Annotated in this window: 22 protein-coding genes and 2 tRNA genes; 14 read left to right on the top strand and 10 right to left on the bottom strand. The window is 64.9% G+C overall.

The features are described from left to right. Positions 1 to 133 precede the first annotated feature (133 nt). Positions 134 to 697 (bottom strand): TetR/AcrR family transcriptional regulator, encoded by a 564-nt coding sequence (locus CXY80_RS20465; RefSeq protein ID WP_092449274.1) that lies wholly within the window; start codon positions 695 to 697, stop codon positions 134 to 136. Between the two features lie 204 nt (positions 698 to 901). Here CXY80_RS20465 and CXY80_RS11690 point away from each other — a divergent pair, with 204 nt between their 5' ends. Beyond that, positions 902 to 2,404, top strand: a complete 1,503-nt coding sequence (locus tag CXY80_RS11690) for an MFS transporter (protein ID WP_233195340.1) — start codon at positions 902 to 904, stop codon at positions 2,402 to 2,404. 78 nt (positions 2,405 to 2,482) lie between these two features. Here the strand turns inward: CXY80_RS11690 and CXY80_RS11685 are convergent, their stop codons facing one another. Next, positions 2,483 to 2,734, bottom strand: coding sequence for a DUF6458 family protein (locus CXY80_RS11685; RefSeq protein WP_092341415.1), 252 nt, complete (start codon positions 2,732 to 2,734; stop codon positions 2,483 to 2,485). Positions 2,735 to 2,845: 111 nt separating this feature from the next. Here CXY80_RS11685 and CXY80_RS11680 point away from each other — a divergent pair, with 111 nt between their 5' ends. Genes CXY80_RS11680 through CXY80_RS11670 form a run of 3 tightly spaced genes read left to right on the top strand, consistent with a single transcriptional unit; the run spans position 2,846 to position 5,769 of the window. Then, positions 2,846 to 3,916, top strand: coding sequence for a 3-isopropylmalate dehydrogenase (locus tag CXY80_RS11680; RefSeq protein WP_104132614.1), 1,071 nt, complete (start codon positions 2,846 to 2,848; stop codon positions 3,914 to 3,916). Then, positions 3,913 to 5,016, top strand: a complete 1,104-nt coding sequence (locus CXY80_RS11675) for a branched-chain amino acid aminotransferase (RefSeq protein WP_104132613.1) — start codon at positions 3,913 to 3,915, stop codon at positions 5,014 to 5,016. The genes CXY80_RS11680 and CXY80_RS11675 overlap by 4 nt, the downstream gene beginning before the upstream one ends. Before the next feature lie 33 nt (positions 5,017 to 5,049). Continuing rightward, entirely contained in the window at positions 5,050 to 5,769 is a 720-nt protein-coding gene (locus CXY80_RS11670; RefSeq protein WP_104132612.1) for a fumarylacetoacetate hydrolase family protein, read from the top strand. A gap of 57 nt (positions 5,770 to 5,826) precedes the next feature. Here CXY80_RS11670 and CXY80_RS11665 read toward each other — a convergent pair whose 3' ends face one another. Continuing rightward, positions 5,827 to 6,432, bottom strand: a complete 606-nt coding sequence (locus tag CXY80_RS11665) for a TetR/AcrR family transcriptional regulator (protein ID WP_104132611.1) — start codon at positions 6,430 to 6,432, stop codon at positions 5,827 to 5,829. 101 nt (positions 6,433 to 6,533) lie between these two features. On the opposite strand from CXY80_RS11665, the gene CXY80_RS11660 reads away from it, so the two are divergent. Then, positions 6,534 to 7,568, top strand: a complete 1,035-nt coding sequence (locus CXY80_RS11660; protein ID WP_104132610.1) for an NADP-dependent oxidoreductase — start codon at positions 6,534 to 6,536, stop codon at positions 7,566 to 7,568. A gap of 53 nt (positions 7,569 to 7,621) precedes the next feature. Beyond that, positions 7,622 to 8,329, top strand: coding sequence for a type 1 glutamine amidotransferase domain-containing protein (locus CXY80_RS11655; RefSeq protein WP_104132683.1), 708 nt, complete (start codon positions 7,622 to 7,624; stop codon positions 8,327 to 8,329). A gap of 73 nt (positions 8,330 to 8,402) precedes the next feature. Here CXY80_RS11655 and CXY80_RS11650 read toward each other — a convergent pair whose 3' ends face one another. Further along, positions 8,403 to 9,560 carry an aminotransferase class V-fold PLP-dependent enzyme gene (locus CXY80_RS11650; RefSeq protein WP_104132609.1) on the bottom strand — a complete coding sequence of 386 codons (1,158 nt, stop codon included), beginning with the start codon at positions 9,558 to 9,560 and terminating at the stop codon, positions 8,403 to 8,405. A gap of 327 nt (positions 9,561 to 9,887) precedes the next feature. Between CXY80_RS11650 and CXY80_RS11645 the strand changes: the two genes are divergently transcribed. The 5 genes from CXY80_RS11645 (at position 9,888) to CXY80_RS11620 (ending at position 14,337) form a co-directional block, all read left to right on the top strand. Then, entirely contained in the window at positions 9,888 to 10,574 is a 687-nt protein-coding gene (locus CXY80_RS11645; RefSeq protein WP_233195307.1) for a LysR substrate-binding domain-containing protein, read from the top strand. A gap of 117 nt (positions 10,575 to 10,691) precedes the next feature. After that, a complete protein-coding gene (gltX, locus tag CXY80_RS11640; protein WP_104132608.1) occupies positions 10,692 to 12,215 on the top strand; it encodes a glutamate--tRNA ligase in 1,524 nt (507 codons plus the stop codon). Positions 12,216 to 12,319: 104 nt separating this feature from the next. Continuing rightward, positions 12,320 to 12,391 (top strand) — tRNA-Gln (locus CXY80_RS11635). A gap of 702 nt (positions 12,392 to 13,093) precedes the next feature. Further along, entirely contained in the window at positions 13,094 to 13,447 is a 354-nt protein-coding gene (locus CXY80_RS11625) for a hypothetical protein (RefSeq protein ID WP_092449265.1), read from the top strand. Further along, positions 13,447 to 14,337 carry a hypothetical protein gene (locus CXY80_RS11620; RefSeq protein ID WP_199182260.1) on the top strand — a complete coding sequence of 297 codons (891 nt, stop codon included), beginning with the start codon at positions 13,447 to 13,449 and terminating at the stop codon, positions 14,335 to 14,337. The genes CXY80_RS11625 and CXY80_RS11620 overlap by 1 nt, the downstream gene beginning before the upstream one ends. A gap of 125 nt (positions 14,338 to 14,462) precedes the next feature. On the opposite strand, the gene CXY80_RS11610 is transcribed toward CXY80_RS11620, so the two are convergent. Continuing rightward, complete coding sequence (locus tag CXY80_RS11610; RefSeq protein WP_233195305.1) at positions 14,463 to 14,852, bottom strand: VOC family protein; 390 nt, start codon at positions 14,850 to 14,852, stop codon at positions 14,463 to 14,465. 588 nt (positions 14,853 to 15,440) lie between these two features. Here CXY80_RS11610 and CXY80_RS11605 point away from each other — a divergent pair. Further along, positions 15,441 to 18,224 carry a response regulator gene (locus CXY80_RS11605; RefSeq protein WP_146070723.1) on the top strand — a complete coding sequence of 928 codons (2,784 nt, stop codon included), beginning with the start codon at positions 15,441 to 15,443 and terminating at the stop codon, positions 18,222 to 18,224. Beyond that, entirely contained in the window at positions 18,224 to 19,129 is a 906-nt protein-coding gene (locus CXY80_RS11600) for a response regulator (RefSeq protein ID WP_104132605.1), read from the top strand. The genes CXY80_RS11605 and CXY80_RS11600 overlap by 1 nt, the downstream gene beginning before the upstream one ends. On the opposite strand, the gene CXY80_RS11595 is transcribed toward CXY80_RS11600, so the two are convergent. From CXY80_RS11595 to CXY80_RS11580, 4 genes are all read right to left on the bottom strand, one after another. Continuing rightward, positions 19,124 to 19,831: a TetR/AcrR family transcriptional regulator gene (locus CXY80_RS11595; RefSeq protein WP_104132604.1), complete on the bottom strand. Its 708-nt coding sequence runs from the start codon at positions 19,829 to 19,831 to the stop codon at positions 19,124 to 19,126. The genes CXY80_RS11600 and CXY80_RS11595 overlap by 6 nt on opposite strands. A 43-nt stretch (positions 19,832 to 19,874) precedes the next feature. Continuing rightward, positions 19,875 to 21,167: an ABC transporter permease gene (locus CXY80_RS11590; protein WP_104132603.1), complete on the bottom strand. Its 1,293-nt coding sequence runs from the start codon at positions 21,165 to 21,167 to the stop codon at positions 19,875 to 19,877. Then, complete coding sequence (locus CXY80_RS11585; protein WP_104132602.1) at positions 21,164 to 21,910, bottom strand: ABC transporter ATP-binding protein; 747 nt, start codon at positions 21,908 to 21,910, stop codon at positions 21,164 to 21,166. The genes CXY80_RS11590 and CXY80_RS11585 overlap by 4 nt, the downstream gene beginning before the upstream one ends. Before the next feature lie 100 nt (positions 21,911 to 22,010). Then, complete coding sequence (locus CXY80_RS11580; protein ID WP_104132601.1) at positions 22,011 to 22,661, bottom strand: MBL fold metallo-hydrolase; 651 nt, start codon at positions 22,659 to 22,661, stop codon at positions 22,011 to 22,013. 143 nt (positions 22,662 to 22,804) lie between these two features. Here CXY80_RS11580 and CXY80_RS11575 point away from each other — a divergent pair. Beyond that, positions 22,805 to 22,877 (top strand) — tRNA-Glu (locus CXY80_RS11575). Positions 22,878 to 22,930: 53 nt separating this feature from the next. Here CXY80_RS11575 and CXY80_RS11570 read toward each other — a convergent pair. Then, the gene (locus CXY80_RS11570; protein WP_104132600.1) at positions 22,931 to 24,064 is read right to left on the bottom strand and encodes a class I SAM-dependent methyltransferase; all 1,134 of its coding nucleotides are present in this window, start codon (positions 24,062 to 24,064) and stop codon (positions 22,931 to 22,933) included. Between the last annotated feature and the right edge of the window lie 9 nt (positions 24,065 to 24,073).

Genomic DNA, 24,073 nt, shown 5'->3' with positions numbered 1-24,073 from the left:
CCGGCGCCCACTCGCATCCGCTGTTAAACGACTCCGACGCGCGAAGTGAGTCCGAAGGGTCGCAAATCGTACTGCCGGGGTTGGTTTAGGACGTTTTACGACCCCGCGCGGCGTGGGCAGCGGGATATCCGGTTCAGGTCTGCGGTAGGATCCGGCCGATCAGGGTGATCAGCCGGGTCATGGACTCGGCGGTGTGCTCCTGCGGCGCCAGTTCGTGTTCGGCCAGCGAACTGTTGACGTAGAGTCCGTCGCTAATGAGCATGATCGCCTCGGCGGTATCCGGGTCGTGGACAGCGTCTTCGATGACCGAGAGCCAGCGCCGCCGAATGTCGCCGAGCACCTGCATGGCCCGTGGATCGCGACCCTGGGCGAGGCGGGAGCCAGCGATGTAGGCGCGGTCGAGCGGGCTGCCGGTGTGCACCGAGGTTCGAATGAGGTAGTCGACCGGGCCGGCCGGGGCCGTGCGGATGTTCTCGGCATCCTCTTTCGCGAGCGCATCGAGACGGGCCAGCATGCCCTCGATCAGGGCGCCTTTCGAGCTGAAGTGATAGAGCAGTCCGCCCTTGGAGACCGCAGCGGCCGCCGCGACGGCATCCAGCGTTGCCGAGCGCTCTCCGCCCTCGACCAGCAACTCCTCGAAGGCATCGAGCAGACGATCCCGGGTAGGAACGGATGATGCTGGCACATTTTTCGACATTGGCCCATGGTACCGAAATGGGCGGGCTTCACGCTGGACAACTATACCGTCCAGCCGGTACAGTAAACCTTGTGCCGCTGAAGGAGCGGTCGCAAAAACTACCCAGAGAGTGTTGAGATCGTGTCTGCCCCTGTTGTTCCCACCCAGCCCCTTGACCTGACCAGCACCGCCCTGAGCAGCGCGACCCCGCAGGCGCGCGGCGCCGTGTCCGCTCTGACAGTCGTGCACGATCGCCGACGATGGTGGGCGCTCGCGGTGCTGATGCTTCCGGTGCTGCTGGTGTCGATCGACAACACCGTGCTCAACTTTGCGCTCCCCGCCATCTCGGAGGCGACTCGGCCGACCGGGGTGCAGCTGCTCTGGATGGTCGACATCTACCCGCTCGTGCTCGCCGGCCTGCTCGTGGCAATGGGCAGCCTGGGCGACCGCATCGGACGTCGCCGCCTGCTGATGATCGGTTCGGCCGGCTTCGGTGTGGTATCGGTGTTCGCGGCCTTCGCCCCGAGCATCGAGGGGCTCATCATCGCCCGCGCCGCCCTCGGATTCTTCGGCGCCATGCTCATGCCGTCGACTCTGTCGCTGCTGCGTTCCACCTTCGTCGACCGCGACCAGCGTCGCCTCGCTATCGCGATTTGGGCCACCGGCTTTGCGGCTGGCAGCGCCCTTGGCCCGGTGGTCGGCGGCATTCTGCTCGAGCACTTCGCCTGGGGCTCGGTCTTTCTGATCGCCGTTCCCGTTCTGCTGCCGCTGCTCGTGCTGGCGCCAATTCTGGTGACCGAATCGCGGGATCCGCACCCGGGGCGCATCGACCTGCTCAGTATTGCCCTCTCACTCGGCACCATGCTGCCGATCGTCTACGGCATCAAGAGCATCGCCGAGCACGGCGTGACCTGGATCACGGTCGCCCCGATCGCGCTCGGACTGGGGCTCGGCGTCTGGTTCGTGCGTCGACAGCTGCATGTGCCGAACCCCATGCTCGACATGGGGCTGTTTCGACGCGGCGCTTTCAGCGGCGCGGTCGGCGTCAACTTGCTCAGTGTCACGGCGCTGGTCGGCTGCCTGTTCTTCATCTCGCAGCACCTGCAACTCGTGCTCGGGTTGTCGCCGTTGAACGCTGGGCTGGTGCTCGTTCCCGGCCTGGCCGCGATGATCGTGGCCGGACTGCTGATCGTGCCGATTGCACGCCGGGTACGGCCGTCGCGGGTGGTGCCCGTGGCGCTGCTGGTGTCGGTGGCTGGATTCGCGTCGATCGCGCTGCGCGGCGGTGCAATCGATGCGTTCTGGATCGGCGTCGCCTTCGTGCTGCTCGGCATCGGAATCGGCGCGGCCGAAACCGTCTCGAACGAGCTCATCGTGGCGACCGCGCCGGCCGACAAGGCAGGGGCGGCATCCGCTGTGTCTGAAACAGCCTACGAACTGGGAGCGGTGCTCGGAACGGCCGTACTCGGCACCATCCTCACCGTGTCCTACCGGGCGGCGGTACTGTTGCCGGACGGCCTGAGCGCGGCCGACCGGCTGGCGGCGGGGGAGACTCTCGGCGGGGCGGTGTCCGTGGCTGGCCATCTTTCGCCCGCGGCCGGGGAGCAGCTGCTCGAGTCGGCCCGACACGCCTTCGACAGCGGTGTGGGCCTGACCGCCTGGATCGGCGTCGCGCTGGTGCTCGGAGCGGCCGTCGTGGCGCTGCTGTCGCTGCGCCGGGCCCGCTAAAGCCCGCGAAAGCGGGTGAAGCGGTGTTTCGCGAGTGCTGAAGCAACACTTCACCCGCTTTCGCGTGCTGGGGCCGAGCTACAGGTCGTCGATCGAGTTCTCGCGACGGGTGACCTGCTCGCCGTTCGCCGGGTCGGCGATTGTGCGGGTGGTGCTCACGCTGTTGCGGCGGCGGGTCATCAACACGATGCCGAGGATCGTCACCAGCGCGCCGGCCGCGAGCAGAATGTAGCCGACGAGCGTCAGATCAATGCCGGTGACGGTCACGTCGAGGGCCCAGACCAGAATGGCGCCGACGACCAGCAGAAAGATTCCTAGTCCGATACTCATGATTTCCTGCTCTCCATTGGTGGTGCCTTGGCGACAAGCCTAGGCACTTCGGCGACAAAGGTAAGGTTTGACTATACGCAATTTAGGTGTTCGTTGACTGTTCGGAGCCGCATGTCTCGTACTATCAAACTCGCTGTCATTCCCGGAGACGGGATTGGACCGGAAGTTGTCGCTGAGGCCGTGAAGGTACTCGGCGCCGTCACTGCCCGCGATGACGTCACGATTGAGACGAGCACCTTTCAGCTGGGCGCCGCGCGGTTCCTCGAAACCGGTGATGTGCTCACCGACGCTGACCTCGCGTCGATTCAGCAGCACGATGCCGTTCTGCTCGGCGCCGTCGGCGGCGTTCCCGGCGACCCACGGCTGAAAGACGCCAACATTGAGCGGGGCTTGCTGCTCGGCCTGCGCTTCGCCCTCGATCACTACGTGAACCTGCGGCCCTGCACGATCTACCCCGGTGTGACGAGCCCGCTCGCCGCCCCCGGCGTGGTTGACTTCGTCGTCGTGCGCGAGGGAACCGAAGGTCCCTACGTCGGCAACGGCGGCGCCATTCGCCGTGGCACCCCGCAGGAGGTCGCCAACGAGGTCTCGGTCAACACCGCCTACGGCGTCGAACGCGTCGTGCGCTACGCCTTCGAGGTCGCCCAGGGGCGTGAGCGCAAGCGCCTCACCCTGGTGCACAAGACCAACGTGCTGGTCTTCGCCGGCAGCCTGTGGCAGCGCATCGTGAACGAGGTGGCGCTGGAGTACCCTCAGGTCGCGGTGGATTACCTGCACGTCGACGCGGCGACCATTTTCTTTGTCACGAATCCGGGTAGATTCGATGTACTCGTCACGGACAACCTCTTTGGCGATATTCTCACCGACCTGGCAGCGGCAATCAGCGGCGGCATCGGCCTGGCAGCCTCCGGCAATATCAACCCGACGGGCCGCTTTCCCAGCATGTTCGAGCCGGTGCACGGCTCGGCCCCCGATATCGCCGGCCAGCAACTCGCCGACCCGACCGCGGCCATCCTCTCGGTGGCGCTGCTGCTCGATCATCTCGGGCTGACGGATGCCGCGGCTCGCGTCAACGACGCGGTTGCCGACGACCTGGCGCGCCGCTCCACTTCGGTGCGACGCAGCACGGCTGAGGTGGGAGACGCCATCGTGACGCTTTTGACAGACAAGGTACTCAAATGAGCAAGACCACAACGTTTCCCCTGAACTTCACCGTCACCCCGTCGACCGAGGCCCGCGCCGAAGCCGAACGCGCCGAAATTCTCGCCGACCCGGGCTTTGGCAAGCACTTCACCGACCACATGGTCACCATTGATTGGTCGGTCGATGCCGGCTGGGACGACGCCCGCGTCACACCCTACGGACCGCTGCTGCTCGACCCCGCCTCGTCGGTGCTGCACTACGGCCAGGAGATCTTCGAGGGTCTCAAAGCGTACCGGCACGCCGACAACACGATCTGGACCTTCCGGCCCGAGAAGAACGCCCAGCGCCTGCAGCGTTCCGCGCACCGGCTGGCTTTGCCCGAGCTGTCCGTCGACGACTTCATCGAGTCGATCAGGCAGATGATCGCGATCGACGGCGACTGGGTTCCTTCAGCGCCGGAGACGAGCCTCTACTTGCGCCCGTTCATGATCGCCAACGAGAGCTTTCTCGGCGTGCGCGCCGCCCACCAGGTGAGCTTCTACGTCATCGCCAGCCCGGCCGGCGCCTACTTCGCCGACGGCGTTGCCCCGGTGAAGATCTGGCTGTCGACCGAATACTCCCGCGCCGGTCGCGGCGGTACCGGCGCTGCCAAGTGCGGCGGCAACTACGCCGCGTCGCTGCTGCCCCAGATGGAAGCCTACGAAAACGGCTGTGCCCAGGTGCTCTTTCTCGACGGCGAGACCGGCAGCCACATCGACGAGCTCGGCGGTATGAACGTGTTCTTCGTGCACGGCACCGACACGCTCGTCACGCCGCGCCTGACCGGATCCATTCTGGAAGGCGTCACCCGCGACAGCATCATGCAGCTCGCCCGCGACCGAGGTATGACGGTGGAGGAACGCGAAGTGACGCTCGGGGAGTGGCGTGAGGGTGTCGCATCCGGTGCCATCACCGAGGTCTTTGCCTGCGGAACCGCCGCCGTCGTCACCCCGATCGGCCAGCTCAAGGCGCGCGACTTCACGATCGGTGACGCGGATGCCCCCGCCGGCGAGATCACCCTGTCGCTGCGCCAGGAACTCACCGACATTCAGTATGGGCGCCTGCCCGACCGTCACGGTTGGCTCACCCGGCTAAGCTGAACCTTTTGGCCTTTGCGGGCGGGAATGAGACACGTGAAGATCGCACGCTACAGCTACCAGGGCGCCATCGCGTTCGGCATCGTTGACGACGACGAACTGGTCGTGCTCACCAGCGACCCGATGTTCGCCGGCTTCGACACGACCGGCGACCGGGTCGCCCTGGCCGACGTGAAGCTGCTCGCGCCGGTGATTCCGCGGTCGAAGGTCGTTGCTATGGTCTCGGCCGAGGCGTTCGTGCTGCGGCCGAACACCGCCGTCGTCGGCCCCGGCGACGCCGTCGTGCTGCCGGCCGCGTCGGAGCAGATTGAGGTCGACGGCCAGCTCGCCATCATCATCGGCAAGATCGCCAAGAACGTTTCGCCAGCGGATGCTTTGAGCCGCGTCTTTGGCTACACCGTCGCGACGGTCGTCACCGCGGCCAACCTCGCTTCGGGTGTAGCGGGCGCCTTCGACACGTTTTTGCCGCTCGGTCCGGTCATCGAGACTGAATTCGATGAGGCGTCATCAGCGCTGCGCGGGCTTATCAACGACGAGGAATTTCAGGCGGTCGCGCTTGACGATGACGACCGCATGACAGAGGACACGGTTTCTGCCCTGGTCGCGTTCGCCTCGAGCGTGTTCACGCTGTTGCCCGGTGATGTGATCCTGCCCGGACGCCTGGACACGCCCGCGGCCGTCGTCGATGGGGACACGATCACGATGGCGATCGCGGGCATCGGTTCGCTGGTGAACCCGGTGGTGCGCCCGGCTTGACCCGCGAGCGGGCACCAAGATCCAGGCAAAGCCCGGGCCCGGATCCGGGCGCCGGACTCAGTCGGGGGCGTCGGGGAACCAGATCCTGACCTGGTTCGACGCCGTGTTCAGCAGGGCGATCGCCTCATCCCGGTTCACCCGGGCGACGAGCATTGCGCTCAGGGACAGGGAGGCCAGGGTGCGCACGCGCTCGTCGACGGATTCCGCCGCTGACGATGACGGTGCCGCGGCCGATTCGAGTGCGTGCCTGAGCGCATCGGTCAACTCGATGCGGTATCCCTCCACGACGGCGCGGGTCGGCTCGTCGTGCGCGGCGAGGCCGGCGGCGCAATTGACCAGAAGGCATCCGGTCTGCGCTGAGTCGGGGGCCTGCGTGACCGTTGCGCGGGCGAGGCCGGCGAAGTACTCGAGCAGGGCTGAGGAATCGCGGGGGCCCGCTCGCAATCCGGCCAGCCGCGGCCGGATAACGGTCTCCAGATAGTCGGTGACCGCGGCGTCGAAGAGCCCGCGTTTGCTCCCGAACGCGTGGTACAGGCTGGACCGCCCGACGCCCGTGGCCGCCTCCAGCTCGGCCAGGGATGCGCCGTCGAACCCCTTGTCCCAGAACAGGTTTCGCGCAGCCTGCACGACCACTCCGCTGTCAAAGGTCTGCATCCGCCCCATGTTCGCTCCTTGAATCCTGTCCGACGATCGGACAATTTTGTGCACCGATGAGTCTACTATATAGTAAAACGATCGTTCTAGAACTAGCAGAGGAGCCGACCATGGCGTCAAATACCGTCAGTACCCAGATCCAGCTCGTGAACCGTCCCGTCGGCTGGCCGACGGATGCGGACTTCCGCACCGTGACCGTCGACCTGCCGGAACTTGCGGCCGGCCAGATTCGAGTCGCGAATGAATTCATCTCCGTCGACCCGTACATGCGTGGCCGGATGAACGATGTGAAGAGCTACATACCGCCGTTCGTGCTCGGTGAGACCATGACCGGCGCGGCTGTCGGCCGCGTCATCGCCTCCGCAAACGAGGCGTTCGCCATCGGCGACGTCGTCACCCATCAGTACGGCTGGCGTGACCTGGTGCAGGAGGACGCCGCCGGCTTCAGGGTCGTTCCCGAGCTCCCCGGCGTTCCGGCCTCCGCATACCTCGGGGTGCTCGGCATGACCGCCCTGACCGCCTACGTCGGCCTGCTCGAAATCGCGGGGCTCAAGGAAGGCGACACCGTGTTCGTCTCCGGCGCAGCCGGAGCGGTCGGCAGCATGGTCGGCCAGATCGCCCGACTCAAGGGCGCCAAGCGCGTCATCGGCTCCGCCGGATCGCCCGAGAAGGTCGCGCTGCTCACCAGCAAGTACGGCTTCGACGCCGCGTTCAACTACAAGGACGGTTCGATCACGGACCAGCTCGCCGCTGCAGCACCCGACGGCATCGACGTGTACTTCGACAACGTCGGCGGTGAGCACCTCGAGGCAGCCCTGGCCTCCTTCAACGACGGCGGCCGCGCGGCCCTGTGCGGCGCTATCTCCTTGTACAACAGCACGGATGCCCCGGCCGGTCCGAACAACCTGTCCAACATTGTCACCCGCGGCCTGACCCTCAGGGGATTCACCATCGGCAACTACTGGGCCCACCTTCCGGCATTCTCCGCCGAGATGGCCGCCTGGCTGGACTCCGGCGAGATCGTCTTCGACGAGACCGTCGTCGACGGCGTCGAGAACAGTGTCGAAGCGTTCCTCGGCCTCATGCGCGGCGAGAACACCGGCAAAATGGTCGTTCGCACGGGCGGGCTCATCCCGACCCTATGATTCGAATCACCCCGCACAATTCCGCGAACGACTTCACTGAAAACGGAGACACTATGACCCACGTACTTTTCGTCGTCAGCGCTGCTGACCACTGGACCCTCAACGACGGCAGCTTGCACCTCACCGGTTATTGGGCTGAAGAGCTCGCCGAGCCGCACCGCCTGTTCTCCGCCGCCGGCTGGCAGATCAGCATCGCCACACCGGGCGGTGTGGCCCCGACCATCGACCCGGTCAGCCTCCGTGCCGATGCGGCCGGGGGAGAGGACCGTGCAGCACAGATCATCGACTACATCGGAACCATCTCCAGCCAGCTCGATGAACCGCTCAGCCTTGACGACATCACCGTGGCCGACTACGACGTGGTGTTCTACCCGGGCGGTCACGGCCCGATGGAAGACCTCGCTGTGGACGCCGACTCTGGGCGCATCCTCACCGAATCTCTCGACACCGGCCGCATCCTCGGCGTGCTCTGCCACGCCCCGGCCGCCCTGCTCGCTGCTCAGCGTGCCGACGACAGCTGGCCGTTCACCGGCTACCGGATGACCGGCTTCACGGACGCCGAAGAGGTTCTCGGCGGACTGGCTCCGAAGGCTCCGTGGCTGGTGCAGAGCCGCCTGGTCGAACTGGGCGCCGACTTCATCGCCGGCGAATCATTCGCTCCGCACATGGAGATCGACCGCAACCTCTACACCGGTCAGAACCCGGCCTCATCGGGCGCCCTCGCCGAGGCGATTATTGCGGCCGTCGCCGAGAAAGCATAACGGCGGGCGACGTCGGGCCCAGGGGCTCGGCGTCGCCGACAGCGAACGTATGCCCAGCGTTGCCTGGCTGTACCTAGCCGCGGCGCAGCGCGTCCAGCACGGCGTCCACGTCGTCCCGATCATTCCAAAGATGGAACGCCACGCGGGCTCGACCGGCGCGGCCAGAGGCGGTGATTCCGGCGGAGGCGAGGCGAGCGAGGTCGCGGCCACCGGCATCCGGCCAGCTGACGATGGCCTGATCAAGCCGAGGCAAGCCGAGACCGTCACTCAGGGCATCACCGAGCCCCGCAGTGTGGGCGCGCACTTCGGTCATATCCAGACGGCGGAACAGGTCGATGGCCGGTTCGGCACCGACCCAGGCCGGCCAGGCCGGCGATACGTCGAACCGGCGGGCCTCGGCAGCAAGCGCCATCGCCGGACCATAGCAGGATGCCCACAGGTCGTCTCCCGCATACCATCCGGCATTGATCGGGTGCAGTTGTGCGGCGAAAGTCTCGGCGACCGTGAAGAACGCAACGCCGCGCGGGGCGCAGAGCCACTTGTAGCTGTGGCAGATAGTAGCGTCGAACTGGGAGGCGTCGACCGGCATCCACCCGGCGGCCTGGGTGGTGTCGCAGAGTGTGAAGGTACCTGTTACACGTGCGGCGGCCCGGATGGCGTCGCTGTCGGCGACAGTTCCGGTGGCGGATTGCACGAGCGAGAAGGCGACCAGCCATGTGTTCGCGGTGAGACTCGAGGCCAGATCGGCGAGGGGGACCTGCCGCACGGTCACGCCGCGGTGCGCCTGGGCCAGAAACGGGAACACCATCGAGCTGAAGTCACCGAGGGGCAGCACCACTTCGGCACCGTCGGGCAGGCTCGCGGCGATCAGGCCGGCCATGACTGAGGTCTGCGAGCCGATCGCGACGCTGTGGGCTGTGACGTTCACCAGATCGGCGTACCCGACGCGTACGCGCTCGACGACCTCACCGTAGCGGGAGGCGCAGGCCTGGCCGCCGGCCCAGGCCTCGGTATCGGCGCGCATCGCGGCGATCGTGTCGATCGTGGGCAGTCCGAGGGTGCAGGCGGCGAGGTAGCCGCGGCCCGAGGCGTAGCGGGCGCGGGCTTCGAGGAGGGTTACCGTCGTCGTGCTCGTGCTCGTGCTCGTGCTCGTGTCAGCGGTCTTGCCGGCGCCCGGGTTGGTGGCCGTTTTGGCGGTGGGGCTGCTGGTGCTCGTTGCTGCGGGGCTCATGTTTCTAGTGTGACCATCGAGAATGCATGCGACAACGGCCAGTATCTGATGCATTGCATAACTAAGAATTATGATTGAGGACATGATCCATTTGCCCGGCGAGAACCCCGACATCGGCGCCAACGCACTGAGGGTCGTGGGGGCGGTGCACGAATTCGGGTCCATCACCCGCCCTCGGCTACAGCCAGCCGGCAGTGAGCCAGCAGCTCAAACGGCTCGAGAAGCGGCTCGGGCTCGCCGTGGTCGAACGTGTCGGCCGTGGAGTGCGACTGACCGAGGCCGGCCTCGTATTGGCGCGGCACGCCGTGACCGTGGCCACAGCGCTCGATGCAGCCGGGGGGGGAGATTGCCGAGCTGCAGGGGCTGCGCACCGGGCTGGTGCGTCTCGTGGCCTTCCCGTCGGCATCCGCTACCCTCGTGCCAAGCCTGCTGGCGCGCATGAAGCAGCAGCATGCCCAGATCAGCATCACCTATCTCGAGGCCGAACCGCCAGAGGCCGTCGCCGCCGTGCGCGAGAATCGGGCCGACCTGGCCATCACGTTCAGCTACCCGGGCGACCGCGTGGATCCGCACCGGCAGAGCGCCCAAGGGCTGCGGGTGGCGACCCTGCGGCGAGACGAGATGATGCTGGTGCTGCCGGCCGGGCATCCGCTGGCCGGTGCTGCCGCACCGATCGACCTCGGCGACCTCGCCGACGAGAACTGGGTGGCTGGGTGCCCGCGCTGCCGCGGCCACCTGCTCGACCTGTGCGATCGCCGCGGATTCGCCCCGCGCATCAGCTATGAGACTGACAACGCCGCCGCCGTGTTTGGCCTGGTCGAGGCCGGCATCGGGGTCGCGCTGCTTCCTGCCCTCGCGATCGAGTCGGTCGGCCGGCGCGCGGGCGCCTCTATCCGGGCCACATCCGGGCAGGACCATCGCACCCTGCACGCCGTGACAGCTGCCGGAGCCGAGCGTGTACCAGCCCTGGCCGCTGCGCTGCGCGCGCTGGTCGCGATCTCGTCGGTCGTCTAGGCGGCGTGCGCCGGGCCCACCTTACGAAAGCGGGCCCATGCTCGATCATGGGCCCGCTTTCCGGGCCCGGGCCCGGACAGAAGTAGGTCCGGGATCGCCCAACTAGAATCATGAGTAATGTCTGACACCACTGCACACCCGTTTTCTACCGCCACCGGAACCGACGTTCGCGTGCGGTTCTGCCCCTCTCCAACCGGAACGCCCCACGTGGGCCTCGTCCGCACCGCCATGTTCAACTGGGCCTACGCCCGGCATACCGGCGGCACGATGATCTTCCGCATCGAGGACACCGACGCCGCCCGCGACAGCGAGGAAAGTTTTCTCCAGCTCGTCGAGGCGATGCGCTGGCTCGGGCTCGACTGGGACGAAGGCGTGGATGTCGGCGGCCCCCAAGCGCCGTACCGCCAGTCCGAGCGCTACGACATCTACCGCGGAGTCATCGAGCAGCTCAAGGCGAGCGGCCATATCTACGAGAGTTTCGTCACCGGCGAAGAGATCGAGAAGCGTAACCGCGACCTCGGACGTGACCCGAAAATGGGCTACGACAACTTCGAGCGCGATCTCACCGAGGAGCAGAAGGCCGCCTACCGGGCCGAGGGCCGCTCCCCGGCGCTCCGCCTGCGGGTGCCGGACACCGAGCTCTCCTTCGATGACCTCGTGCGTGGCGAGATCACCTTCCCGGCCGGCTCGTTTAGCGACTTCGTGGTCGTGCGGCCGAACGGGCATCCGCTGTACCCCTTCGTCAACCCGGTCGACGACGCGCTCATGGGCGTCACGCACGTTCTGCGCGGCGAGGACCTGCTCTCGAGCACCCCGCGCCAGATCGCGCTCTACCACGCGCTCATCGACATTGGCGTGACCACCTTCGTGCCGAGCTTCGGTCACCTGCCCTACGTCATGGGCGAGAAGAACAAGAAGCTCAGCAAGCGCGACGCCGAAGCGAACCTGTTTCTGCACCGCGACCGTGGATTCATCCCCGAAGGACTGCTCAACTACCTCGCCCTGCTCGGCTGGTCGCTCTCGCACGACCGCGACGTGTTCACGATCGACGAGTTCACGGCCGCGTTCGACGTCGTCAACGTCAACCCGAACCCGGCCCGGTTCGACCTCAAGAAGGCCGAATCCATCAACGGCGACCAAATTCGCCAGCTCGAAGCGAACGACTTCGCCGCCCGCCTGGTTCCCTACCTCGTGACCGCCGGCGTGCTCGGCGAGACCCCGAGCGCCGCCGACCTGGCCCTGCTCGCTCAGGGCGCCCCGCTCATCCAGGAACGCATCGCGCTGCTCGGCGAAGCGCCCGCCATGCTCGGTTTTCTCTTCGTGACCGGCGCCGACCTCATTCTCGAAGCGGATGCCCTCGCCTCCCTCCCGCAGAACGCCGCCGACATTCTCGGCGCAAGTCGTACCGCCCTCGAAGGTATTCCTGCAGTGGAATGGACCACCGACCGTGTGCACACGCTGCTGGCCGAGACCCTCATCGAGGGCCTGGGACTCAAGCCGCGTGTTGCTTTCGGACCGCTGCGCGTCGCACTGTCGGGTCGCAAGATCTCCCCGCCGCTGTTCGAGTCGATGGAAATTCTTGGGCAGGCTGAAACTCTGGATCGCCTCGATCGGGCGCTGGCGGTAGTGACGGCCGCCTGACCGCGGGGTCGGAGGGGCTTCGACTCGCCGGGGGACACCTCGGTTTGGCCTCTCCAGCCCAAGTGGGCTAGGCTACTACTCGGCCCGATCTTCGGATTAGGCATTGGGGTATGGTGTAATTGGCAACACGGATGATTCTGGTTCATTTGTTCTTGGTTCGAGTCCAGGTACCCCAGCACTAGCCGCTGAGTTTCCGCGGAAACCAGGGGCATTTCTTCTTTTCCAGACACCGCCCGCTCGAGGAGTGGCGGCAGACTCGCTCGGGACCGCCATATCGGCGCATATGCGTCGTCGCGTGAGATACCTGCGGTACGGAGTCAAGCGTGGACGTTTGAGCAGGTCCTAACCTGGCAGCGTTGAGGATCGAAGGCGGCCAATTCTCCGGACGCGAATCCTGAGCAACGTGAACGGACGCCCCAGCCTTGAGACCTGGTCACCCTCGGGTCGTGCAGGCGTTGCCCGCAAGCCAGTCTGGGGGGATACTCACAACATCAGTGGCGTTCCGGAGTGAACGCGGCCGGCATCCGCTTCGCTTCGTCGTCACCCTCCACCGGGAGGTTGTCATGGATGCACGACGAACTTTTTCAGTCATCGGCGTCGTTCTCGTCGAGATCGCCCTTGTCGGGGCGGCCCTGACGGGGTGCGCCGTCGCCCAACCTCAGCAGCCTGAGGTCACCCCAAACGCCCCCAGCTCGTCAGCTCCCAGCACGTCGTCGTCGCCGGCGCCGCCTCCCGACACCGGCGGAAGCAAAATATCGGTCGGGCTCGCGCAACTCTCAATCGGTGGCAGTGTGAGTTTTGACGAAAATACGTTTGCCGACAATTGCGTAACGGTGAACTGAATCGTCGAACAGGATAACTTCAGGATTCCGGAGAATGTGCAGATCTGGATCAGCGGTGCCACCTTCACGGACGACGCCTACGCGCTCGCCGATTCTGGATGCAGCGGCGAGAATCCGCCGTGCATCGGGTTCATCTTCGACGTCGCCAACCAGACCTGCGATCTGGCGATCGCGCCGACCGGCAAACAGCCGAGTTCGCCGGATGTGCAGCTGGACGTGAGCATCGCCGGCGAGGTCATCTGCGCTGAGGGTGAGACCTTTGAGTGCGCGAAATTTTTATCCGCGTTAGTCACCGAGAGCACCCTCAGCATCCCCCTTGACACGCCTCCCGTCGCCGATGCACCTCCCGCGGATGAGAGCTTGGGAGCGACTCTGAGCGGACCCGCCTGATGCCCGAACCGGGGGAGAAGGAGGGTGGTGCACAGTTCGAACGCCGGTTGAACGTTCTCGGCAGCATCATCGCTCCGGCGACGCTTCTGGGCGCCCTGCTTTTCTATTTCGGCTACGTTTCGTCTCGGGCCCAGTACGACTACTTCGGCATTGACGTTGACGTCGACGTCATCGGCCTGAGCACGCAAGACTACGTGATGCGCAGCCCACAGCCGCTCATGCTGCCGCTTCTCGTGTTCGCGCTGGTCGGCGCAGCCCTGATCGCCTGGCACGCGCAGATCCGACGTCGCTCGAGCCGAGCCGGCTGTGCGGCTGCGGTGAGGCGGGGCGTCGTCGTCGGCCTGGTCATCCTGGTAATAGGGGTCGTCGCGCTCCTCGCCTCTCCGCTCCTCGCCGGATGGGGCTACTACCCCCTCGTCACTCCGCTCGTCCTGGCGTTGGGCGGCGCGATCGCAGCGTACTCCCTGGGTACCGTGCGGTTCCTGGCTCGCACAGCCGGTGCGAGTCACCGCCCGCCTCCGGGCGTCGTCGTGCTGCTCTGGGCTGCGGTCGCCGCCTGCGTGTTCTGGGCGACGGCCACGGTCGCGCAGTGGTCGGGCCTGGGTCTCGCCCAGCAACAGGCGCGGCGCCCTGACAACCTTCCCAGCGTCATTGTCGACACCGAGGAGCGGCTCTTTCTCCCGGACGAGGAGCGGGTGAACGAAATCGAGCTGCCCGCGTCGGCCGACGAGACGTTTCGGTTCCGCTATTGGGGGCTGCGACTCCTCATTGTCGGAGGGGATCGCATGTTTCTCATCCCCAACGCCTGGGACAACCACAACACAACTCTCGTGCTGCCGCTCGATGGCTCGGTTCGTCTGCAATTCCAATTCCGCAATCTTGAGCCCTGAACAAATGCTGGATCGAATCCAAGAAGGTATTTCGCTCGCCGGCTGACGGCGACATCGCCGGCGCGACTCTCGCCGCCGAGGCATCCGCTCTGGATCTGAGCGATGAGTACCGGGAAACGAAATGCTCAGGCGTTCTCGAGTTCCGCGATCACAATCTTCTTCTGGCCCATCATCACGCCGATCTGCTCGGGTCGGCGAGTCAGATCGGCCATATTCTCGGGGATGATCTGCCAGCTGATACCGAATCGGTCTTTGCACCAGCCGCACTGCTCAGAATCGGGCACGTGGGAGAGCTTGGCCCAGTACGCGTCAATTTCGCCTTGGTCCTTGCACAACACCACGAAGGAGATCGACTCGTTGAACGTGAAAACGGGCCCGCCGTCTAGACAAACGAAATCCACTCCGTTCAGGGTGAATGAACCGTTCAGCGCCTTGCCGGTCATTCCGGCGAAGTGTTCGTCGAGCGCAGCGTCGGGGTACTCGACGATCGAATTGATCCGCGAATCAGGGAACACGTCAACGTATATTCCATTGCCTCGCGGGCCGTGTCATCGAACCACAGGCACGGCTGGATGGGTAAAAACTCGGCCATCGATACCTCCTTATCGGGGTTTGCTGCTTCTGAAATTAGTTCGACCCTCGACCGTTGCCAAGACTCGTTCAGGGCTGCCCGGGATGCGCCGGCCGGATGGTGTTTCGGACTAACCGGTGACGGGCTCTCGTCGGTATTCCACCGCGGGAGCGCTGAGTAGCGCGAGTGGACCGACACTGGATTGCACTCGTGGGCAAAAAGTCCGATCAGACGTTCTTGGACTCATCAGGGCAGAGTGAAATTTTGTAATTCAAGCGGATGCCAGATGTGGGTTTCTCGGCGCGTTGTGCCGAATGAGCACAGCACCTGGCGTGACCCGACCAGCTTAACTACCCCCGATGGGGGATCATTTTGACGATTCGTGATATAGATTTAAGTGAGGGAAATTCCCCCGGTCGACTCGCGGCAATCCAGCGAGGCGAGGTTGCCGACCGCGAGCCTGTTCTGCCATACCGTGAAGCGTTCCCGCACCGCACGCTCACAGCGCACTCTATAGATCACGGAAGGCGTGATGACTATGACCCCCCACAACCGCAAGAATCATTCCCGGCCGTCCGCCGCCGCTGATTCCGCAGCTACGGTCAAGGCGAACCTTCCCGGTGGAGACAGCGCGGTAGCGCAAGAGGCGCTCCTGGCGAAGAATTTGCTGCAGCAGACGGTGAGTCTGCAGGACGCGATCTTCAACAGTGCCAACTTCTCCAGCATCGCCACCGACGCCCAGGGCGTCATTCAAATTTTCACCGTCGGTGCGCAGCGGATGCTCGGCTATACGGCGGAGGAAGTGGTAAACAAGATCACTCCGGCTGCTCTCCACGATCCGGAAGAGATTATTATGCGGGCGGCCCAGCTGAGCCTGGAGTTCGGCACCACGATCCAGCCCGGATTCGAAGCACTCGTCTATAAGGCGAGTCGCGGTATTGAAGACATCTATGAAATCACCAAGATTCGCAAGGATGGCAGCCGGTTTCCGGCCATCGTCTCGGTCACCGCGCTGTGTGATGAAGACGCCGCCATTATCGGCTACCTGCTGATCGCTACCGACAACACGTCGCGCAAGCAGGTGGAGGTCGCCCAATCCGTGCTGGACCAGCGGTTGCGCGACCAGCAGTTCTATACGCGCTCACTGATCGAGTCGAATATCGACGCGCTCATGATGACCGACACCCTGGGAATCATTTCCGACGTCAATCAGCAGATGATCGAACTGACCGGCCGAACGCGGGACGAACTCATTGGCGCGCCCTGCCGCAATTTCTTCACCGACCCGGCTCGGGCCGACACGGCAATTCAGCGAGCCCTCACCGAGAGCCGGGTCAACGACTACGAGCTCACGGTGCAAGCGCTCAACGGCGATGAAACGGATGTCTCCTACAACGCGGCAACGTTCTACGATCGCGACCGGGTCGTTCAGGGCGTGTTCGCATCTGCCCGGGATGTGACCGAACGGAAGCGGTTCGAACGGGCGCTTAAGGAGACCAACATCGAGTTGGAACACGCCAGCCGGATGAAGACGGAGTTTCTCGCGACGATGTCGCACGAATTGCGCACGCCCCTGAATGCGATCATCGGGTTCTCCGAGGCGCTCAAAGACGGGCTCATGGGTGATATGAGCGATTCCCAGCGGGACTATATCGGAGATATCTTCACCAGCGGACATCACCTGCTCGATCTGATCAATGACATTCTCGACCTGTCCAAGGTCGAGGCTGGAATGATGGAGATCGAGCTGGAACCCGTTGATGTGCGCTTGTTGCTCGAGCAGAGCCTGCTGATTGTGCGCGACGGAGCGGCCGCCCATGATATCCAGTTGCGCTTTGAGGGTGCAGAAGACCTCGGCGTGCCGCTTCTCGATATGCGCAAAACCAAGCAAATCGTCTATAACCTGCTGTCGAACGCGGTCAAATTCACGCCCGACCATGGGAATGTCACCCTGATGGCCAAACGGGTGCCGCGGAGCGCCGTCGGAAAAATTGCCGGTTCGTGGCCCGTGCACGATTTTCCGCTGCCCGCCAGCACAGTTTTGGATTTCCTCGAAATTCGCGTCGACGACACTGGCATGGGCATTTCCTCCGAGAATATGTCCAAACTTTTTCTCGCCTTCAGCCAGATCGACAGCACCCTGGCCCGACGGTTTGAGGGCACCGGCCTCGGTCTGGCCACGGTCAAGGAGATGGTGGGGATTCAGGGCGGAACGGTGGCCGTGGCCAGCGCCGAGGGCGAGGGCTCGACCTTTGTCGTGTGGCTGCCGCTGGGAGCCACCGACCAGGTCGCACCGGCCTGGTCGGCGCCGGGAGACGAATTGACGGGGACCACCGATCGCGAGTCGGCACCGGCGAGTAAGGTGGCGGGCGCAACCGACCGGCCCAAGCCGCATCCGTTTAACCCGGCACCGGCTGCCGTCGCGCCAAAGTCGGCCGAGCCGGAAGCGGTAACGCCGGTTGGACCCGACCGGCAGGTGCACTCGACCACAACCGGCCAGCCGGCCGCCAGGTCGCAGGCGCAGCAGGAACATGAAGCGAAGTCGGAGAAACACGTTGCCCTCGTCATAGAGGATGACGCCAAGAGCGCAGAGGTACTGCGGCTGCTGCTCGAGGCTGAGGGGTTTCGCGTCATCGTCGCCCCCAGCGGCGAGGAAGGCCTCGCCGTCGCTCCGCACCAACAACTCAGCCTGATCACCCTGGACATCCGCTTGCCGGGAATGGACGGGTGGGGATTCTTGATTCGGCTGCACGAGTTCGCGGATCTGGCGGCGGTTCCCATCGTGATCGTCGCAGGGGATACCGATGTGGCCCTGGCCCTGACCCACGGTGCGGCGGCCGTGTTGGAGAAACCGATCAGTCGGGTAGTTCTGCAGAAATCGTTGAACGTGCTGGGTCTCGGCCCGGACGCGCTCCGCACGCGGCGGGTTCTGGTGGCCGATGACGACCCCGAAACCGTTGATGTGATTGCCCGGTTCCTGACTCGCCCGGAGTACGCCGTGGAACGCGCGTTCACCAAGAATGATGCGATCGAGATGGCGCAGCGCCTGCATCCTGACCTATTGCTGCTCAACCTGATGATGGAAGGATTTAGCGGTTATCAGGTGGTCCTGGCCCTGCAGAGTGACCCGAATACCGAACACATTCCCGTGCTCGTGGTCACCGGTAAGCGGCTCACCAAGCAGGAGCTGGCCGCCGTCGACAGCGACCCGACCCAGCCCGTGCGCGTACTGGGAACCGAGAATTTCAATCGAACGGCGTTCATAGCCGAGGTGAAGCGAGCGCTAAATTCGGGCCTGGATCTGGGTGATGAATAGTGGCCAGGATTCTGATTATTGAAGACAACCCGATCAATATGAAACTGGCCAAGCTGTTGGTGCGACGGGCCGGGTATTCGACACTGGAAGCGGTCGATGCCGAGAGTGGATTATTGCTGGCCCGGGTCGAAGTTCCCGACTTGGTTCTCATGGACATCCAGTTGCCGGGAATGGATGGCTTCGCCGCCACCACCGAGTTGAAGAACGATCCGGTGACCGCCGACATCCCGGTGATTGCGCTGACCGCCATGGCCATGAGCCGAGACCAGGAAAAAGCCCGCACCGCTGGCTGCGACGCCTACATCACCAAGCCCCTGCACTATAAGGAGCTTCAGGACGCGATCAACTGGCTCATGCCGCGGGTGGACGATGAGGTTGCGTCGCACGAAGCGGGATCGCTCACCCGAAATGTTCTCGAGCGCGGAAACGAATTCGAGCAGGCCAGCACAGAAGCGGATGCCTCGCCCTCCCCGGAAAGCCGGGCTGCGGTTCGCGCACCGGGCGCGACCCGCATCCTCGTGGCCGAGGACAACCTGACCAACCAGAAGCTCATCCTGTGGCAGCTGCACCTGCTGGGTTACGAAGCCGATGTGACCGACAACGGTGCGCTCGCGTTCGCGCGGTGGACGAGCGGCGACTACGACCTGGTAATCACCGCTCTGCACCTGCCAAAGATGAACGGTTACGAGCTGGTCTCGGCCATCCGGGCGGCCGAGCCGCCCGGTACGCGGATGCCGATTCTGGCCATGACCGCGAGCGCGGTGCGCGGCAGCGATGCTGACCAGTCGCGCTTGGTCGGCATGAACGAGTACCTCATGCGGCCGCTGCACCTGGCCAAATTGCGCGCGGCTCTCGTTAAGTGGCTACCGGTCGAATCCGACACCGAGCAGGGTGAGCTCCTATAGACCCGGGATGCTCAGCGTCTGCCGGAGGAGAGTGACCGTGCGGTCCAGCGCCTCGGCCAGGGTCAGCCGGGTGGGGCGTTCCCGACCATCCTCCTGGCTTGGGTCGGCCGTCGCTCCGAACTGGGGGCAGGGAATCCACTGCAGCGCCATGAACCGCAGCACGCCCAGCAAGGCGTGCGTGAGCAGCTCGGCCTGGCCGTGTCGAAAGACTCGGTCAGCGTCGGTTTCGGTGTCTGTGTCGACCCCTCGGGCTAGTCGCAGGTAGACGAGCTCAGCGACCTCATCGGTGACCCGGGTCATCCGTTCCATCTGCTCCTGCAGGAGCTGCGGATGCAGGCCAAAGATCCGAATTCGGTCGGTGAAGAGCTGCTCGTGGATGCCGTCCGGCGGCCCCATCGCGCTCATCAGCCCGAGGACGTCGGGCAGCAGGTCGTCTCCCGGCGCTGCGATGAACTCGCGAGCGCTTGCCTCGTCAATGGTCGGCGGTTCGGCACCGATAATGGCGGCCGTCTTCGTCTTGAAGTAGTTGAAGAAGGTGCGCTGCGAGATGCCGCTCGCGGTGCAGATCATATCCACCGTGACGTTGTCGAAACCGTGTTCCAGTACGAGGCTGACCGCGCTCCGTTCCACGCGCAAGCTCGTCGCGTGGTGCTTGTCCTCGCGGGAGCGCGGGCGAGTGGAGGTGGTGGGGGTGTTGATCATGACTCGTCCTGGTTCATCGGTGTGCTTTATCGGATTGCCGGCGCTACTCGTAGCGCAGCGACTCGATCGGGTTCTGCTTGGCGGCTCGCTGGGCCGGAAGGGTTCCCGAGAGGAACGCGATCACCATGACCAGCAGAATGACGAAGGCCACCGACATCGGTTCGAACAATAGGATATTCAGCCCGGGCAACCCGGAGAGGAAGCCCTGCGACAGCACGGCGCTCAGCGCAGAGCCGAGGCCGATGGCCACACCGGCCCCGATGGCGCTGCCGAGGAACCCGATAAAAATGGCTTCGAGGCTGAACAGGGTGTAAACCTTGCCACCGCTCATGCCCATGGCCTTCATCAGGCCGATCTCGCGGGTGCGTTCCTGCACGCTCATCAGCAGGGTATTGATGATGCCGAATGCCGCGGCGATCAGGGCGATCACGGCGAAGGCGTTGAGCACACCGACGATGCCGTTGATCACGGTCTGCACAGCGCCGAGCTGGTCCTCGATGGTGCTGGCGGAATAGCCCTCGGTCGCGAGGTCGGCCTTGAGCGCGCTGATGCCCTCGGCAGAGAGCGCGGTATCGAAGTGGGCGACGGCCACGCCGTAGCTCGTGACAGCGGTGTCGATGCCGCCGGACTGCGCGTCGGCCAGTTCAGCGATCAGGGCATCGTTGGCCCCGGCACCGGCAGCGAGCAGACTCTCGAGCGAGACGCCGACGACGGTGGCGTCGACCACGTGCTTCTCGCCGAGAATGTCGGTGATCCCAATAGAAACGGATGCCCCCACCGCGTCATCCGCGGAGGCGAAGCCGAGCGGAGTCACAAAGGTGTCCTGCAGCACCAGCTGCGCCTCCTCGGCACTGCCGTCGAGCTGCGCGCCCGCCGTGAGGTCGGCCGTGGTCACCGCCGAGGTGGCATTGATGCTGAACTCGTACCGTGTGCCCGAGTCATATTCGACGTAGTCGGGCTGCACCGAACGGATCGGGTCGACCGACTCGATGCCGGACGTTTCGGCGATCGCCCGGAGGTCGGCATCCGTCAGAGCCTTGGTCGTGGTGCCGGGGGGACCTTGCCGACTGGAGACCGACGCGGAACTCTCGGCGTCATATTCGACCGGGCCGTCGCCGGCGGCGGTCGCAGCGCTGGCCTGGGTGATGATGAACACGTCGGGCGAGCCGAGGGCACCGACCTGGGCGTCGACGTACTGGCTGACGCCGGCGCCGACCGCGTTGGTCAGGGTGAGGGTGAAGGCGCCGACGAAGATGGCCAGCACGGTCAGCGTGGTGCGGAGCTTGCTGCGAAAGGTGTTGGAGATCGCGGTGGCGACGAGGTCTTTGGTTCTCATACTGCGCCTCCGGCGGTGTTCATTGCTGCAGTGCTGTGTGCTGCGGGGGCGTGGGTGGCCAGCTGGGAGACGATGAGTCCGTCGCGAATGTAGATCTGGCGGTCGCAGCGGGCGGCGAGATCCTCGTCGTGGGTGACGATGACGACGGTGATGCCCTGGCTGCGGTTCAGCTCGAACAGGATGTCTTCGACGACGGCGCCGGTGGCGGTGTCGAGGTTGCCGGTCGGTTCGTCGGCGAAGATCACGCGCGGCGAATTGACCAGGGCTCGTCCGATGACGACGCGCTGCTTCTGCCCGCCCGAGAGAGTCGTGGCCTTGTTGCTGGCCTTGTCGGCGAGCTCGAGCTGCGTAAGAACCTGCATGCCGATGCGGCGGCGTTCCTTGCCGCCCATACCGGCGATCTTGAGCGGGAGGATGACGTTGTCGAGCACGCTCACGTTTGGGGTGAGAAAGAACTGCTGAAAGACGAAGCCGAATTCCTTATTGCGCAGTTCGTTGACGGCGCGCTTGGACAGCGACTTGGCGTCCTGGCCGGCGACCTGCAGTGTTCCCTTGTCGGGTTCGTCGAGCAGCGCGAGCAGGTGCATGAGGGTGGACTTGCCCGACCCGCTCTTGCCGACGATCGCCACGGTCTCGCCCGGCGCGATCTGCACGGACACGCCCTTCAGCGCGTCGAACCGGCTCGTGCCAGAGCCGTAGGATTTCTCCAGGCCTTGCGCATCAATTACCCACTCGGAGTCCATCGGGCGTCCCTCAGTTCGGTGCTAGATCCTACAAAATGCAGTAACTGCACTGTAATTTGCAGTAGCTGCAAATTGGCTGAGGGGAAGTGCGCTGTCGCAGCTACAGATCGAGGCTGTCTCCCGGTTCCAGGGCGAAGAATTCGCCGCCACCCTGCTCGGTGACACCTTGGATTCGTGCGTTGGACAGGTCTTTCCCGGCCCGGGATAGCAGCATCTCGTGGGTCGTGAAACTGCGCTTCGGCTGGACGGCCAAAACGTAGTCCATCGCCTCACTGATTTTCATCCAGGGCGCCGCGGCCGGAACGGCGAGTGTGCCGACCGTGACGCCCTCGGGAACCGTGAAGGCGTCACCGGCGTAGTAGAACTCGTCATTGACCAGCACTCCAACGTTGTCAATGGCCGGAATCGACTCGTGAATGATCGCGTGCGTCGCCCCGAAGAAGCGCAGGCTGAACGGGGCGACCTCGATCTCGTCCCCGGCCTGCACCGTCGTCACCTCGAGATCGGCATCGAAGGCGGCGATCGCCCGAGCGACTCCGGCCGGCGCGAAGATGCGCAGGTCGGAGTTCATTTCGACGATCCGGCCCAGCTGTTCCGGGGTCCAATGGTCGGCGTGTTCGTGGGTGATAACGACGGCTACGGCGCCCGCCGTGCCGGTAAGCGCCGTGGTGAACGAACCGGGGTCGATGTAGAGCTTCTTGCCCGAGAGCTCGAGGATCAGGGCGGCATGCTCCAGCTTGGTCAATTTCATGTCCCCGAGCTAACCGCGATTCGAGTCGTGGCGCAACAGCATCCGCTGTCGTGATTGCTGTTTTGCCGCTGTCACGACGCGCCGTGTGCGCTCAGTTTGGAACTGCGCTGGTCCGTGTGGCATACTCGGTAAGTTGCAAAAACGGCCCCATCGTTTAGCGGCCTAGGACATCGCCCTCTCACGGCGGTAACGCGGGTTCGAATCCCGCTGGGGTCACAATTGCCCGGCTTCCTTCTCTTGAAGGGGCCGGGCGTTTTTGTTTAAGCGGTCTATTTGGTATGAAGACGCCAGAGCGAGGTGACCTCGCTCTGGCGCACGGCGTGCAGCGGGTCGCTCGTGTCGGTCGCCCGGGAGTGCACGGCGGCCGCTTCGAGCGCACCGATCACCCGCAGGCCGGCGGTGTCGATCACGGTCATGAGGTCAGCGCGAGTGCGCAGCCCGACCAGTTCGGCAAAGTCGGAGAGCACCAGCCAGACCTCACCGTTCGGCTCCAGATGGTCGATCACGCCGGCCAGGAAGCCCTTGAGCATGCGCGAGCCGGGGTCGTAGACGGCAGCGTCGAGCAGGGAATGCGCGGTCGCCGGAATCCACGGCGGGTTGCAGACGATCAGATCGGCACGCCCCTCGGGAAACAGGTCGGACAGCTGCACCTCGATGCGCCCGGAGAGCCCCAGTCGGGACACCGTTTCTCGAGCGGATGCCACGGCGCGCGGTTCGAGATCGGTCGCGATCACCCGTGGTACGCCCCGGGTCGCCAGCACCGCCGCGAGCACTCCGGTGCCGGTGCCGATGTCGAAGGCCACCCGCGGCGCGGCCAGCGGAGCCGTCGCCACGAGATCGACGTATTCGCTGCGCACCGGAAAGAAGGTGCCGTAGTGCGGGTAGATCGAGGCGTTCAGCGCGGCGACGCGAATGCCCTTGGTGCGCCACTGGTGTGCACCGATCGTGCCGAGCACCTCGTGCAGCGACACAACGGATGCCTCCGCGATGCTCCCATAGGCATCCACTGTGGCGGCGACCACGTCGGGAGCCCGGCGCAGTCCGATGATGTTGCCGATCTCCAGCGGGACCAGCAGCAGGCTGAGAATGCGCGCCCGGTGCGATCGGTTCTGCCGGTAGCGATAGAACAGTTCGGCGGTGGTGCGCTGGGTTTTGTCGGGGCGGGGCCGGGTGCGGTGTTCCAGAGCGGTCAGAATCTGGCGGGCGTTCTGAAAATCGCCGGTCCAGAGCAGGGCGACACCCTGTGAGGCCAGCCGGTAGGCGGCATCCGCTGTGATGGTGTCGTCAACCGGCACGACACGTTTCGGGGCCGGGGCGCCGTTGGCTGATCGCCAGAGCGCGGAGGTCGACACTCCGTTTTCGGACCAGTCGAGATACTCGCGCGGGGGGCCAGCGGCCGTCATCGAACCCGG

It is taken from the genome of Cryobacterium sp. M91 (genome assembly GCF_002929615.1).
Lineage (GTDB): Bacteria > Actinomycetota > Actinomycetes > Actinomycetales > Microbacteriaceae > Cryobacterium > Cryobacterium levicorallinum.
This window is presented reverse-complemented; position numbering and strand designations above follow the sequence as displayed.